The sequence below is a fragment of the Nitrosovibrio sp. Nv6 genome (assembly GCF_900110495.1).
GTDB lineage: Bacteria > Pseudomonadota > Gammaproteobacteria > Burkholderiales > Nitrosomonadaceae > Nitrosospira.
In genome coordinates this window covers 32507-46649 of record NZ_FODX01000001.1, presented here as the reverse complement: position 1 = coordinate 46649, position 14143 = coordinate 32507, and the positions used below count along the sequence as shown (strand labels likewise).

Below are 14143 nucleotides of genomic sequence, written 5' to 3'. Positions count from 1 at the left end.
GTGCCGAATCTCTCATAGCAGGCCGAGCTGTTGTCTTGTCTCGGGTGTGAGTATGTCTTTGCGTGACTGTACCTTCCAGGCATGGCCGTAAACCACTTCAAAAGTTGCGGGCAGTTTTCCTTCCAACCGCAGGGTTTCGTAATGGCTTATCGCTTTCTGCCATGTGGCCTTGCCTGTCAACCCTCGCCGCCTGCCCTGCGTAACATTATGAGCGCCGATGGCTTTGAGGTCCCGCATTACACCCATCACATCGTCATAGGTCAGCGTGATATATTCCATATCCATGACAGGTGTAGCGAAGCCGTTATGCACCAGCATGTCGCCGATGTCATGCATATCGGTGAAACGATTGACGTGGCTGTAATCATCCATGTGACGGAATGCCTGGCGCAATTCTTTCAGGGTATCGGGCCCAAAAGTGCTGAACATGAACAAACCGCCCGTTTTCAGGACACGATGCACCTCGGCAAATGTGTGCTTGAGGTCATTGCACCATTGCAGCGTCAGATTGGACCATACAAGACCCGCGCAGGAATCTATAAGGGGCATCTGCTCTATGTCCCCACCTATGTAGCTGGTCTGATTGCCTGCTTGATTCCCCCAAATCGCCAAAAATTTCCGCCATCCCGAGACCGCAGGGCGCGCCTGGATGTGCATTGCCGGGGCGCTATCGATTGCCAGCATCCGGGCAGTCGGGTAGCGCGTGAGCAGCTTGCGCGTACCGTAACCCGTGCCACTCCCGGCATCGAGAATGACATCAGGGACGTATTTGATGTAATCGAGGCGCGACAGCATTCGATCGCACACTTCGCGTTGCAGGATTGCCGCGTGGTCGTAAGTCACGGCTGCCCGCCCGAAAGCGTTGCGCACCAGGCGCTTGTCGATAGTATGATCGTAGTTCACTTAATTGCCCGACCTAATTACCCGACCGTGACAGCCGAACCAGGCTGTTTGTAAATTGATCAGGATAAGATAAAAAAGGAACGTGGCCGCAGTCCGGCAGCATGATGAGTTCCGAATTTCGCAATTGCTGATGCATCCATCTTGCTGCGTCAGGATGGGTGATAGCATCGTTCTCGCCATGAAAAATTAAAACCGGCTGATTAATATTCTTTATTTTCTCCCGCAGGTCGCTCGATAACAGCACCTGTAATCCCGCCTCCAACGCGGCCTCATCCGGGTCCCCTCGTTCCAATAAGTTCTTGCGGAGCTGCGCTAACACGCGTATATCGCTAGCACCGCTCACCTGCAAGGTAAGAAACCTTTTCATGGTCGTTCTGTAATCCCGCTTCAGATTCTGCGCGAATAACTGTAGCGTCGCGGCGTCCATTCCCCAATCCCAGTCGTGCTGCGAGCTTTTATGTGGATCTTTGCATTTGACAAAGCAGGGTGTCGTGGAAATCAGTGCGATTTCTTTGACACGCACAGGTTCGCGCAGTGCAAGTTCGATTGCGATCTGCCCGCCCAGCGACCATCCGCAAACAATACAGTTCGCGGGTAGAAAAACTGCAACCATTTCAACAATGTGCTTCAGCGCACCGCCTGGCGAACCCGGTATGCAAGCCGGAACGAGCTTCGGACTAAATCCCGAGCTGAAACCGTGCCCAGGCAAATCCACGAGATGCAGACGGAAATGCTGTGCCAGGTCATCGCGTACGTCTCGCCAGATGCCGCTGTGCATGGCCCAGCCATGCAGCAGAACAAGATCGGGGCCGGCGCCAATGGATTCAACATGAAGGCTCATCGTTTATATGCACAAGCTCATCAAGCCGGGCTGTCCAGCTCTTTCAGAGCGGTTGCGAGGTGTGCGATGTCTTCCACCTTATGCGCCGCGGACAGTGAAATCCGCAGCCGGGATGCGCCTTGCGGAACCGTAGGCGGGCGGATTGCCGGAACCAGGATTCCTCTCTCCCGCAACGCCTCACTGATCCGCAACGCTTTTTCATTCTCGCCAATGATCAAAGGCTGGATGGGAGTCGCGGATGGCAGCAGCTTCCAGCGCAAAGGATGCAATTCCTGTTTCAGCGCTGCGATAAGCTGTGCCAGCTTTTCTCGCCGCCATTCCTCGTTTTCGATCAACACCAGGCTTTTCAGCAAGGCGTGAGACAATAACGGCGGCGTTGCTGTGGTATAGATGTAGCTTCGTGCCTGCTGAATCAGAGTTTCGATAACCTCTGCTTGTGCAGCAACGAAAGCACCGAATACGCCCGCCGCCTTGCCAAGTGTTGCCATGTAGATGATGCGTGGCGAACTGATATTGAAATGGGCCAGGATACCCTTCCCTTGCGGACCAAGCACGCCAAAGCCGTGTGCGTCGTCAAGCATCAGCCACGCATCGTATTTTTCGCACAATGCCAACAGGTCGGGAACTGGCGCAATATCCCCATCCATGCTGAACACGGCGTCGGTTATCACAAGCTTTCTTTTGGCATGTGACACGGAAAGTTGCCGTTCCAGCGCATTCATGTCGAGGTGCGGATACCGGCTAAACTTCGCACGGGAAACAAGTACGGCATCGTTGAGTGAGGCATGGTTGAGCTTATCGGCAAATATTGCATCGCCACGGTCCGCCAGGGCCGTCACCACCCCTGCATTTGCCATATATCCCGTCGAGAATAATAACGCGTGGGGAAGCCCCGTAAAGTTCGCCAGCGCTCCCTCCAGCGCGTGGTGCGCCAACGAATGCCCACTGATAAGATGGGAAGCCCCTGCTCCGACTCCATATCGGCTGGCGCCTTCGCAGACTGCTGCGATTAAACGGGGATGGCTGGCGAGACCGAGATAATCGTTGCTGCAAAACGCTACATATTCCCGTCCATCCACCGAGACCCGCATGTTCTGGGCGTTCTCCAGTGTCAGACGACGGCGATACAGCTTTTTCCTTTCCCGGCTGCGCAGGTATTCAGTAAGATCGTTGAGCATTCCGGTGTTGGCCCCGATTGAGGGCGGGCGAAACGGATGGATAACACGATGGGGCGTGGGGTTATATCGAACGGAGCCCCAATTTATGGAACAACGCCTTGTCCCTTTCAGCTTCCGGGTTGCCGGTGGTAAGCAATTTGTCGCCGTAGAAAATGGAATTGGCGCCGGCCAGAAAACACAGTGCCTGCACCGCATCCGACATTTCCTGCCTGCCGGCCGAAAGCCTTACCATTGCTTTAGGCATGGTGATGCGTGCGGCAGCAATAGTGCGTACAAATTCCAGCGGATCTAGCGCCGCAGTGCCATGAAGGGGGGTGCCTTCCACCTGCACCAGATGATTGATGGGAACCGATTCGGGATAAGGATCGAGATTTGCCAGTTGGCCGATCAGACCAGCGCGGGCATGCCGCGTTTCGCCCATGCCCACAATGCCGCCGCAGCAAACGTGAATTCCCGCGCTGCGAACTTTCTCCAGGGTATCCAGCCGATCCTCGTAATTGCGGGTGGTGATGATTTCATCGTAAAATTCCGGCGCTGTGTCCAGGTTATGGTTGTAATAATCGAGCCCGGCTTGCCTGAGTTGCTCTGCCTGACCTGACTTCAACATGCCTAAGGTGGCACAGGTTTCAAGCCCCAGGGCTTTTACGGCACTAACCATTTCCACCATTTTTTCGATGTCGCGCTGCTTGGGCCCACGCCACGCGGCGCCCATGCAAAAACGCGACGCCCCCTGCGCTTTCGCGGCGGCAGCCGTTGTCACGACCTCATCGAGGGACAACATATCCTGATTTTCCACACTTGTGTGGTAGCGTGCCGCCTGAGGGCAGTAGCCGCAGTCTTCAGGGCAGCCGCCAGTCTTCACTGAAATCAATGTGGAAAGCTGCACGGCGTTGGCATCGTGATATTGGCGGTGAACCAATTGCGCGCGATGAATCAAGTCGCTGAACGGCAAATCCAGCAGTGCCTCAACGCGGGAAACATCCCAGCGCGGCGGTTCGGCAACCGTTCCCGCAGGTTCAGCAAGTTTATCAGTGAGTCTGTCAGCTGCGCTGCCTGCGCCCATCTCCAGATCGGCAGTTATGTCGGAAGTAAGTTGGCTCATACGGTATTTATGATGCTATATGTTTTTGTTCGGCGATAACTCAATGATTAACTTTGTGATTAACTTAGCCATTGACTGGGCGAGTAAGTGAGTACCTGCGCTACAATGAACGAAAAAGAAAAGCGCGAGAAAAGCGCCTAGTCACTCATCCTTGAGATTGCACCTATCATCACGGATTGCATCTTCGTTGTCAATTTTTTGCGGAAAATTTTTGAACAGCCGATTAAATATTAAGCAGGTGCTATTCAGCAAAAACTGTCTGCTCTGCGGCGCTGCCGCTGATGGTAACTTTTGCTCTCCTTGCGAGGACAGCCTGCCTCATTTACCACCTCATTATTGCCCTGTCTGTGCGTTACCTACAGCGGAATCCCGCGTATGCGGCGCTTGCCTGGCAAATCCACCCGCGTTCGACCTTGGTCTGGCGGCCGTGAATTATGCTTTTCCGGTAGATGCGCTGCTTCACTCCCTCAAATACCAGAAAAACCTTGCCATGGCGCCCGTGCTGGCTGATTTGCTGGTGAGGCGGATTGATGCCGGTGCATTGCCGGATTTCATTGTGCCGATGCCACTCCATCCTGCGAGATTGCGTGAACGGGGTTTCAACCAGGCGCTCGAGATTGCCCGTCGCGTATCGAAAAGGTTCGGTATTCCGTTACTGCCCGCCATCTGCCGCCGTGTCAAGGATACCCCCTCCCAGACTGGACTGCCCTGGAAGGAACGCGGGAAAAATATCCGGGATGCGTTTGCCTGCGAGACTGATCTTTCAGGCAAGCGCATCGCCATGCTGGATGACGTGATGACTACCGGTTCAACCCTGAATGAACTGGCAAAAATACTCCGCAAATGCGGCGCTGCTCACATAAGCGGATGGGTAGTGGCGAGAACGCTTTCCGGTGATTCGTAAAAGCGCTTTGAGAATCTGGATTGGCCATGCTCGACGTAGTCCTCTATCAGCCTGAAATCCCGCCCAATACCGGCAATATCATCCGCTTGTGTGCCAATACGGGTTCAAAGCTGCATCTCATCAAGCCGCTGGGCTTTATCCTGGAGGATAAGCAGTTAATTCGCGCGGGTCTGGATTACCATGAGTTTGCCAGCGTGATGGTTCACGCAAGCTGGACCGAATGCGTCGAGCACCTGCAGGGGCGCCGCCTTTTTGCGGTCTCTACCAAAGGAAAACAACGCTATGACCTGGCCGCCTATGCGAGCGACGATGCATTTCTTTTCGGTGCGGAAAGCCGCGGGCTGCCAGCGGAAATATTGGATAGTTTCCCGGAACAACGCAGAATCCGCGTACCCATGGTACCTGATAGCCGTAGTCTCAATTTGTCCAATACCGTAGCGGTGGTGGTCTACGAAGCCTGGCGGCAGATGAGCTTTGAAAAAGGCGTATAAGACTTTTACCTGAACAGGTCCTTCTCCGCTCAATAATTTTCTGTCTTCGGTTCGCGGTTAAGCAGCGTTTCCACCGCCACTCTTGCCGGCACGCCGTCATCGAGTATGCTACACACAGCCTTCGTAATCGGCATCTCCACTTTCAGTTCCTGACTAAGCCGCAACACTTCCCGCGCCGTATGAACGCCTTCCGCAGTGTGCCCCAACTCCCGCAGTATGTCTGGTAACGGATGGCCTGCTGCAAGCGCCAGTCCCACTCGTCGATTGCGGGACAGATCTCCGGTGCAGGTGAGTATCAGGTCTCCCACTCCGGTTAACCCCATAAAGGTTTCCATGCAACCGCCCAGCTTCAGGCCCAGGCGGGTTATTTCCGCCAGACCTCGCGTAATCAAGGCTGCCCTGGCATTGTGACCAAACTCCATGCCATCACAAATGCCTGCGGCAATCGATATGACGTTCTTGACCGCACCGCCCGTTTCTACGCCCACGACATCCTTGGACGAATAAACCCGCAGCCGATGGGTGTGCAATTGGGCAGCAACGTTTCGCGCAAATTCCTCGTCATGAGATGCCACAGTCAGGGCTGTAGGAAGCCCCTGCGCCACTTCATGCGCAAAACTGGGACCTGACAACACGCCCCAGGGCGCCAGGTTGGTGTATTCCTCTACTGCCACCTGATGAGGCAACCTCGCGGATTGCGCCTCGAATCCCTTGCATCCCCACACCACAGGTATGGTTTTTCCGAAGGCAGCAATTCCACGCAATGTCTCGCGCAATCCGGAAACCGGAACAACGATCAGCGCTAATTCCGCGGCCTCGATGGCCGCATCGAGGTCTGAGGTCAACCGTAGTGAATCAGGTAAAGGGAAAGCCGGAAAATAGCGCCGGTTAACACGCTGGGAAGCAAGCTCGGCAATATGGTTTGGATTTCGCGACCATAAAGTCACCTGATGGGAAGAGTTGGAATTGACGCTTAGACTGATGGCCAGGGCGGTGCCCCACGCGCCTGCGCCCAGGACGGCTATTCTCACGTACCCCAGACCTGATTGGTCCTGACGTAGCCCTGCTGACCGTCGGGGTGGCGTACCCTGACCCAGCCATTCTCCGCGGGCTCAAGCAATTCCATGATGACGTTTTGCTGCGCCTTGAATACAAGCGCGGAATTTACATTCGCAGTGTGATAAACCTCTGCCAGCGGCACGGTAACAATAACATAGCGCTGTTCGCTCAAGACTTTTTCTTCCACCCAGGCGAGAGTGCCCTCGCTATCGCGGATCTTGACCCAGCCCTCGACTTTTACCACCGCCTCTACCGGAAGGTTGCGACTCGCGACGTATAATTTGACCGCCTTGAGAGACGGCGCGTCATACATGATTGCTGCGTTATCGTTTATCGAAAAAAACTCGAACGCTGCAATGGCGTGCGCCGAAAACATCAACGCCACAATTCCCGGTACTGCCCGGCCCAGGCTATGCGGAAATCGTTTCAGTAATGCGACACACACAACCTTCATGTTTAATGCGTCACTTTTTGTGTTTCTTCCACTTTTTCCGGTGCTGCAGCCTTCTGCTCAGCTTGCTGCTTTCCCTGATAGTAAAGCGCTTCGAAATTCACCGGGTTTAAAATGACAGCATGAAATCCGGCGCGGGTCACAATGTCGGAAACGGCTTCACGCAAATACGGAAAAAGTATATTGGGGCATGCAATGCCCAACACGGGGTCCATGTCTGCTTCCGGTACGTGGCGAATCTGAAAAATCCCCGCCTGCTTTACTTCCACCAGAAACATCGTTTTCTCCTTGACCTTCGCGGTGACAGTTATTGTCAGCAATACTTCATACATACCTTCGTCGATACGCTCACCCTTGGTATGCAACTGTATGTTCACCTCCGGTGTCTCACGCTCGAGAAAAATTCCAGGCGCGTTGGGTATCTCCAGGGAAAGGTCTTTGACATAGAGTTTTTCAATGGTGAAAACCGGCTGTTGCGGCTGGTTATTTGTATTTGTATTGGGTTCCATAAGGAGTCATCCGGAAAAGGAGTAATCAAAAATGCAGCGTAAATATCTGCATCGCAGAGGTAAAACTATCCTGAAACCGAAACAGCTGGCATCCTATGCAGGCTGTACATGGTATTCAGGTCGTACAAGCATGAACGGCATAAATTTGACCGCGTTCGGAGAGCACCCGGAAAGTAACATGGGACAACCATTGTATTCGCCACACTGACGCTGGCAACCAGCGTAGTATCCTGCTTCTTCTCAAGCGGCGCCGTCAAGTGCCAGGAGCTTTACCAATCCATTACTGCGATCAAGCTTCGCCAGATCGTCATAACCCCCTACATGGGTCTCGCCTATGTAGATTTGGGGCACGGTACGGCGCCCCGTTTTTTTTATCATCTCGGCACGTCGCGCAGGTTCCAGGTCAACCCGAATTTTTTCTATTTCCTTCACTCCCCTGGCACGCAACATTCGCTCCGCCATTACGCAATATGGACAAAAAGCGGTGGAATACATGACCACCTTAGTCATTCAACCCCCTCTTTTATTTTTCACTATCGGTAAATTCGCCTGTCGCCATACATCGATGCCACCGGCCAGCGTGCGCACCTGGGCAAATCCATTACTGCGCAGGAGCGCGCCGGCTTTGCCGGTAGAACTCACGCCGCTGCGATGTATCAATATAATGGGCTTGTCCTTGAACTTCTCAAGTTCCTGGAGACGCTGCTCCAGTTTGTCCCCGGGGATATGCCTTGAATTGGGTATATGGCCCGATTCGTATTCACTGGCTTCACGGACATCCAGCACCAACGCGTCCTTGTAATTGATGAGTTGAACCGCGACCATTGTATCCACCTCCTTACCGGAGCGGCGCAACAATGGCCATAACAGCATGCCGCCGCTCGCCAGGGCAGCTATGATCAGAGTAATATTATTCTGCAGGAATGACACGTCCACGCTCCTTGAGCTCCTTGATATACTTAACCGGGGATTTTATCAGAGACGGGAACATTGCGGAATTCTCTCGTTCCGGGCGAAGACGGGAATATAACCTTCGTGAGCCCCTCGTCAGCCATGCTGCAGCGGGACTGATCCGATGGCGGGATTTGCGAGCAACGTTAAGGACGTTAAAACAATCTGTTACCACGTATAAAAGTTTTGAGGAAACTTCCGCTGCCGTCCCGGCCCATCTCTTCCCCACTTTTCCGTGCTGCGGCCACGCCCAAAATACTTTAAAATACCATGGTATTTCAAATTGCTTTACAGAAAATCTCATCCTTTTTATAAAGAAAAACATGATAAAACTCGTTCTCCTGCGGCATGGAGAAAGCACCTGGAATAAGGAAAACCGTTTCACTGGATGGACAGACGTGGATTTAACTCCCAAGGGTCTGGACGAAGCCAAAAATTCCGGACGCCTGTTGCGCGAAAACGGGTTTACGTTCGATGTTGCCTACACTTCGGTATTGAAGCGGGCTATTCGTACCTTGTGGATCGTACAGGATGAAATGGATCTGATGTGGATCCCCGTTAATTTGACATGGCGGTTGAATGAACGGCACTATGGCGCCTTGCAAGGCTTGAACAAGCTTGAGACAGCGCTCAAGTATGGTGAAGAGCAGGTTCTGATCTGGCGGCGCAGCTATAACACCCGCCCGCCCGCGCTAACGCCGGAGGATGACCGTTATCCCGGATTCGATCCCCGCTATGGTAATCTGGCAAGTAAGGATATCCCATTGACCGAATGCCTCGAGGATACCGTGGCAAGGTTTCTGCCCTATTGGAACGAAACCATCGCGCCCCAGGTCAAATCCAGGCAACGCGTGCTCATTACTGCTCATGGCAACTCGCTCCGGGCCCTTGTGATGTATCTGGACAATCTTTCAGAGCAGGATGTCATGGAACTCAATATCCCTACCGGCGTTCCGCTTGTGTATGAGCTTGACGACAGACTGAGACCTGTCCGGAGCTATTATCTCGGGGACCAGGCAAAGATTGAACAAGCGATGCGGGTTGTCGCAAATCAGGGAAAAATATTGCCCCAGCCATGAGTTTTTCGCTCGCCCATTGCTTTGCACCGATCCATTACTATTGATACATACGGCACGTACGATCGCCGTCATTGGCAGTTCCACAGCTTTTTTTCCTTTTCCCAAGGTAATCTATATTGCTTCGGCGTGTATGATTTCTTTTGGTAAAGATACGTTTGAAAATCTCATTCCTGACCGGTATTAATCTTTGGTTGAACATGATACGCAAGTGTATGCCTGCTTGCGCATTGATCCTGTCGCATACGCTTTACGCCGCGCCCAAGGATACCCCCAAGGTTGATAAGGAAGAACTGAGACAATTGCGCGATCGAATCCAGACCTTGCAGAAGGAACTGGCCGATACGGAAGAATCGAAATCGGAAGCGGCCGATGCACTTCGCGAATCGGAACAGGCCATCAGTGCCGCCAATCGCAAGTTGGCGGCGCTCAAGCAAGAGCAGGATGAGGCCAATGACAAGCTTGGTCAATTAAAGGCGCAATCCAGACAGGTTGCCAGAGATATTGAGGCGCAACAATCGCGATTGAGCAAATTACTTTACCGCCGCTATGTCGATGGGGGCGGACAGAAGGAGTACCTGGGCCTCTTGCTTAACCAGCAAGACCCGGACGAAATCGCGCGTAATCTGCATTACTACGGTTATCTGTCCCGCGCCCGCGTGGAAGACATAGATGCTCTTCGCATAAATCTTCAGCGGCTTGATGACCTTACAAGCCAGAGCCGCGAAAAAACAGCTGAAATCGCCGCGATTCAGGCTAAGCAGGCAGGACACAAAAAACACCTTGAACAACAAAAAACCGGGCACGCAAAACTGCTCCTGCGGATTTCGTCGCAAGTGGATCAGCAGCGGCGGGAAATCAGCAAACTCAAGCGCGACGAGGATCGCCTCGCCCGGCTGGTGGACAAAATCGCCAAAATGCTCGCGCGCAAAAAAAGTCCGCGCCGCCCTGGCCCCGCCCCTCTCAGTAATGACAGATTACCTGATGCATCGACACAAGGAAGTCCGTTCTCGTCGTTGAAAGGCCGCTTGAGTTTGCCCGTACGCGGGGAACTTGTGAACCGTTTTGGCAGTCCACGTGCTGATGGCGGAATTACCTGGAAAGGACTGTTCATCCGTTCGACTACCGGTGAGAACGTAAAGGCCATTGCAGGCGGCCGCGTGGTTTTTGCCGATTGGCTGAGAGGATTTGGTAATCTGATGATTGTGGATCATGGTGGTAGTTACATGAGTCTATACGGCAATAACGAAACCATCTATAAGCAGGTAGGAGATTCTGTTCGCAGCGGCGATACCATTGCGACGGTCGGAAACAGCGGTGGCAATCCGGATTCCGGCTTATACTTTGAATTGCGCCATCAGGGTAAACCGTTTGACCCTTTGAACTGGGTCAGAATAAAATGAGCAATGCAACAATTTGACAATCAATGGAGAAATGTTTAATGGGTGACAAAATGCGACAATTCGGCTTGGTTCTTTCCGGGGCGATCGTCGGCGTGATGCTCAGTCTCAATTTTTCTGCGGTCGCCAATAAGGAAACCCCGGAAGTCGCGCACCCGCTTCCGGTCGAAGAGCTCCGGGCGTTCACTGAAGTATTCGGCCGCATCAAAAGCGATTACGTCGAGCCGGTGGGAGACAAGAAGCTGATCACAGAGGCGATCAATGGCATGTTAACCGGTCTGGATCCCCATTCAGCCTATCTGGACACGGACGCCTTCAAGGAACTGCAAATTGGCACCCAGGGCGAATTTGGCGGCTTGGGTATTGAGGTCAGCATGGAGGATGGGTTTGTTAAAGTCATTTCCCCCATAGAAGATACCCCCGCCTTCCGCGCAGGCATCAAGCCGGGCGACCTTATCATCAAGCTGGACGATACTGCAGTCAAGGGCCTCTCTCTTACCGATGCAATAAAACGCATGCGTGGCAAACCGGATACTCCCATTACCCTTACCGTGTTGCGCAAGGGTGAGACCAAGCCGCTGGTGTTCCCTATCGTGCGAGCGATCATCAAAATCCAGAGCGTCAAGTCGAAGCTGATCGAACCAGGCTATGGATATATCCGTATCACGCAATTTCAGGAGCAAACTGGCGAAAACCTGGTCAAGGCCATCGACAAATTGTTCAAGGAGAGTGCCGTGCCAATGAAAGGGCTGGTGCTGGACCTGCGTAACGACCCCGGCGGATTACTCAACGGCGCCGTCGCAGTGTCTGCCGCCTTTCTACAGCCCGATTCGCTGGTAGTGTATACCGACGGCCGTACCGATGATGCCAAGATGAAGCTCAAAGCCAGCCCGGAATTCTATCTGCGCGATAAAAGAAACGATTATCTGAAGCGACTGCCGCCGGAAATCAAGACCGTACCAATGGTTACCCTGGTAAATGGCGGTTCGGCCTCTGCTTCGGAGATTGTCGCGGGTGCTTTGCAGGATCACAAGCGTTCCATTGTCATGGGGACGCAGACTTTCGGGAAAGGATCGGTGCAAACCATTCTGCCGCTCGGCAACAATACGGCTATCAAGCTTACCACTGCACGCTACTATACGCCGGATGGACAATCCATCCAGGCCAAAGGGATTACCCCCGATATCCTTGACGAGGCGGCGAAGGATGAAACGGAGCGTTTGCGCGAAGCCGATCTGGATGGCCATCTATCCAATGGAAAACCGGGGGTCAAGGAAGAAGCCAAATCCGAGACTAAATCTGAGACCGAAGCTGCAAAGGCCGCACCCAAGCCCGCAGCCAAAATACACAAGCCGGAGAACGGAGAGGTCAAAGACAAAAAACAGGAGCCACCGGCGGAATTTGGTTCCAGCGGTGACTTACTGCTGACACAGGCTATGAACTATTTCAAAGATGGCGCAACAGCCAAAAACTCGGCAAACTCGGCAAAAATCGCGAATTGATTGCAATCTGTAATTATTTTGACGCGAAAAGCAATCTGGATTTTTGCGAAGGGAGAGTGTGATACCTCTCTAAGCAGGTTTGCAGGTTTGCAAGTTTGTTGAGGAGCGGTTTCTGGCAAAATTTCAGGACGGGTTAGAAGCTATCGGGGAAGTTTAACTATGGAATTCTCATGCGGCGCATTGCGTGGCATGAGAATCCATCTCCGTCAATATCAACCCCTGAGTATTCCGCATACTGCCTCACAAGCCGCCGTTCCCCCTGCCGTCAAAATCGTGAACTTGCCCAGACATAATGAATGATGACCAGCTGCTGCGCTACAGCCGTCACATTCTGTTGCCGCAGATTGGCATATCGGGGCAAGAAGCCTTAACCCGATCCCATGTGCTTATCGTTGGCGCGGGGGGATTGGGCTCGCCTGTCGCGCTATACCTTGCTGCCAGCGGTGTCGGAACACTGACGATTTGTGACAGCGACACGGTTGATCTGACCAATCTTCAGCGGCAAATCGTTCATAGCACTGATCGCATCGGAGCCCCCAAGACCCATTCCGCCAAACAGACGCTTTCCGAAATCAATCCGGAAGTCAAAGTGATTGCGCTGAACGAGCGTATGGATGAGACGAGACTGCTGCAACTGGTCGAGGATGCGGATGTCGTTGTCGACGCTTGCGATAATTTCCCCACTCGCCATGCCATCAATCGTGTCTGTACGATCAGCAAAAAACCGCTTGTATCAGGCGCGGTCGTGCGTTTTGACGGACAAGTCGCGGTATTCGATCTGCGCCATACCGATAGCCCCTGCTATCACTGCCTGTTTCCCGCGATGGGAGAAGATCAGGACATGCGTTGCGCAGTGATGGGCGTATTTGCGCCCCTGGTAGGTGTTATCGGTAGTGTGCAGGCAGCGGAAACGCTAAAAATCCTGCTCGATATTGGACAAACTCTGGATGGCCGATTGCTGTTGCTCAACGGCTTGTCAATGGAATGGCGCTCCATTAAATTGAACAAGGACGCCACTTGCAAAGTTTGCGGCACGGGTGATTGAGCGGCATAACCCAGGCCGTACACTACACAAGAATTAACCGCTCGCCGGAATCCCGAACCTGAATACCCCGTTTGAAAGTATCGCCTTGCGTTGATCCTCCCAATATTCCATCGGGTCGCGCTTGAAACCGCTTTTGGCAAATTGGTGCCAACGACCTGCCACATAACACATCAGCATATTTGCTTGAGCGGACACGTCCAGGTCTGCCGTGATTTCCCGCTCTCCGGCCGCGAAGCGCAGCGCCTGTTTCAGCGTCGCTTCCAGTCGGTCATGAAGTTGATTGATGCGGGTTTGCAGGCGATCATTCTCGTTTATCAGCGCATCGCCGATCAGTACTCGCGTCATGCCCGGATTCTTCTTCGCGAAACCGAGCAATAGCGCAATGATTCCTTCAACCTGCCTGATGCCGCTTTTCTCCTCCTCTGCCAGCTTATTGATAAGGCTGAACAGGGTTTTTTCGATGAACTCGATCAAACCGTCGAACATCTGCGCTTTGCTCGCAAAGTGGCGATACAGCGCCGCCTCGGAAACATCAAGTTTGGCTGCCAGCGCTGCTGTGGTGATTTTTCCGGCACGGGGCTCTTCCAGCATCCTGGCCAGAACCTGCAGGATCTGATCTTTTCTTTCACCGGGCTTGGCTGCCATGGAATCCCCACTTCGATAACTTTAATTTTAATATAACTTCAGGGTCCGTTCCCTTCTGATTCACCTCCTTCTGCCAGCACTCGCAG

16 protein-coding genes are annotated in these 14143 nt (G+C 53.2%); 6 read left to right on the top strand and 10 right to left on the bottom strand.

Annotated features, from left to right (window positions below; genetic code table 11):
• Window positions 1–12 precede the first annotated feature (12 nt).
• The 4 genes from bioC to bioB form a co-directional block, all read right to left on the bottom strand.
• On the bottom strand, window positions 13–903 hold the full coding sequence (bioC, locus tag BMX66_RS00235; RefSeq protein ID WP_090877247.1) for a malonyl-ACP O-methyltransferase BioC: 891 nt from the start codon (window positions 901–903) through the stop codon (window positions 13–15).
• Window positions 904–916: 13 nt separating this feature from the next.
• Window positions 917–1744: a pimeloyl-ACP methyl ester esterase BioH gene (bioH, locus tag BMX66_RS00230; protein ID WP_090877245.1), complete on the bottom strand. Its 828-nt coding sequence runs from the start codon at window positions 1742–1744 to the stop codon at window positions 917–919.
• Between the two features lie 20 nt (window positions 1745–1764).
• On the bottom strand, window positions 1765–2922 hold the full coding sequence (gene bioF, locus BMX66_RS00225) for an 8-amino-7-oxononanoate synthase (protein ID WP_090877243.1): 1158 nt from the start codon (window positions 2920–2922) through the stop codon (window positions 1765–1767).
• A gap of 61 nt (window positions 2923–2983) precedes the next feature.
• On the bottom strand, window positions 2984–4024 hold the full coding sequence (bioB, locus tag BMX66_RS00220) for a biotin synthase BioB (protein WP_090877241.1): 1041 nt from the start codon (window positions 4022–4024) through the stop codon (window positions 2984–2986).
• A gap of 211 nt (window positions 4025–4235) precedes the next feature.
• Between bioB and BMX66_RS00215 the strand changes: the two genes are divergently transcribed.
• Window positions 4236–4928 (top strand): ComF family protein, encoded by a 693-nt coding sequence (locus tag BMX66_RS00215; protein ID WP_255398726.1) that lies wholly within the window; start codon window positions 4236–4238, stop codon window positions 4926–4928.
• 26 nt (window positions 4929–4954) lie between these two features.
• A complete protein-coding gene (trmL, locus tag BMX66_RS00210; RefSeq protein WP_090877237.1) occupies window positions 4955–5419 on the top strand; it encodes a tRNA (uridine(34)/cytosine(34)/5-carboxymethylaminomethyluridine(34)-2'-O)-methyltransferase TrmL in 465 nt (154 codons plus the stop codon).
• Between the two features lie 29 nt (window positions 5420–5448).
• Here the strand turns inward: trmL and BMX66_RS00205 are convergent, their stop codons facing one another.
• From BMX66_RS00205 to BMX66_RS00185, 5 genes are all read right to left on the bottom strand, one after another.
• A complete protein-coding gene (locus BMX66_RS00205) occupies window positions 5449–6450 on the bottom strand; it encodes an NAD(P)H-dependent glycerol-3-phosphate dehydrogenase (protein WP_090877235.1) in 1002 nt (333 codons plus the stop codon).
• Window positions 6447–6932, bottom strand: a complete 486-nt coding sequence (locus BMX66_RS00200; protein WP_090877233.1) for an SH3 domain-containing protein — start codon at window positions 6930–6932, stop codon at window positions 6447–6449. The genes BMX66_RS00205 and BMX66_RS00200 overlap by 4 nt, the downstream gene beginning before the upstream one ends.
• 2 nt (window positions 6933–6934) lie before the next feature.
• Entirely contained in the window at window positions 6935–7438 is a 504-nt protein-coding gene (gene secB / locus BMX66_RS00195; RefSeq protein ID WP_090877231.1) for a protein-export chaperone SecB, read from the bottom strand.
• 240 nt (window positions 7439–7678) lie between these two features.
• Window positions 7679–7948: a glutaredoxin 3 gene (gene grxC, locus BMX66_RS00190; RefSeq protein WP_090877229.1), complete on the bottom strand. Its 270-nt coding sequence runs from the start codon at window positions 7946–7948 to the stop codon at window positions 7679–7681.
• Window positions 7949–8368, bottom strand: coding sequence for a rhodanese-like domain-containing protein (locus BMX66_RS00185; protein ID WP_255398725.1), 420 nt, complete (start codon window positions 8366–8368; stop codon window positions 7949–7951). It lies immediately after the preceding gene.
• Between the two features lie 344 nt (window positions 8369–8712).
• Between BMX66_RS00185 and gpmA the strand changes: the two genes are divergently transcribed.
• From gpmA to BMX66_RS00160, 4 genes are all read left to right on the top strand, one after another.
• Window positions 8713–9468, top strand: coding sequence for a 2,3-diphosphoglycerate-dependent phosphoglycerate mutase (gpmA, locus tag BMX66_RS00175; RefSeq protein ID WP_090877225.1), 756 nt, complete (start codon window positions 8713–8715; stop codon window positions 9466–9468).
• A gap of 155 nt (window positions 9469–9623) precedes the next feature.
• Window positions 9624–10868, top strand: a complete 1245-nt coding sequence (locus BMX66_RS00170) for a murein hydrolase activator EnvC family protein (protein ID WP_255398724.1) — start codon at window positions 9624–9626, stop codon at window positions 10866–10868.
• Window positions 10869–10906: 38 nt separating this feature from the next.
• Window positions 10907–12367: a S41 family peptidase gene (locus tag BMX66_RS00165; protein ID WP_090877223.1), complete on the top strand. Its 1461-nt coding sequence runs from the start codon at window positions 10907–10909 to the stop codon at window positions 12365–12367.
• 292 nt (window positions 12368–12659) lie between these two features.
• Window positions 12660–13412 (top strand): HesA/MoeB/ThiF family protein, encoded by a 753-nt coding sequence (locus BMX66_RS00160; protein WP_090877221.1) that lies wholly within the window; start codon window positions 12660–12662, stop codon window positions 13410–13412.
• 33 nt (window positions 13413–13445) lie between these two features.
• Here BMX66_RS00160 and slmA read toward each other — a convergent pair whose 3' ends face one another.
• Window positions 13446–14057 (bottom strand): nucleoid occlusion factor SlmA, encoded by a 612-nt coding sequence (gene slmA, locus BMX66_RS00155; RefSeq protein WP_090877219.1) that lies wholly within the window; start codon window positions 14055–14057, stop codon window positions 13446–13448.
• Window positions 14058–14143: the final 86 nt, after the last annotated feature.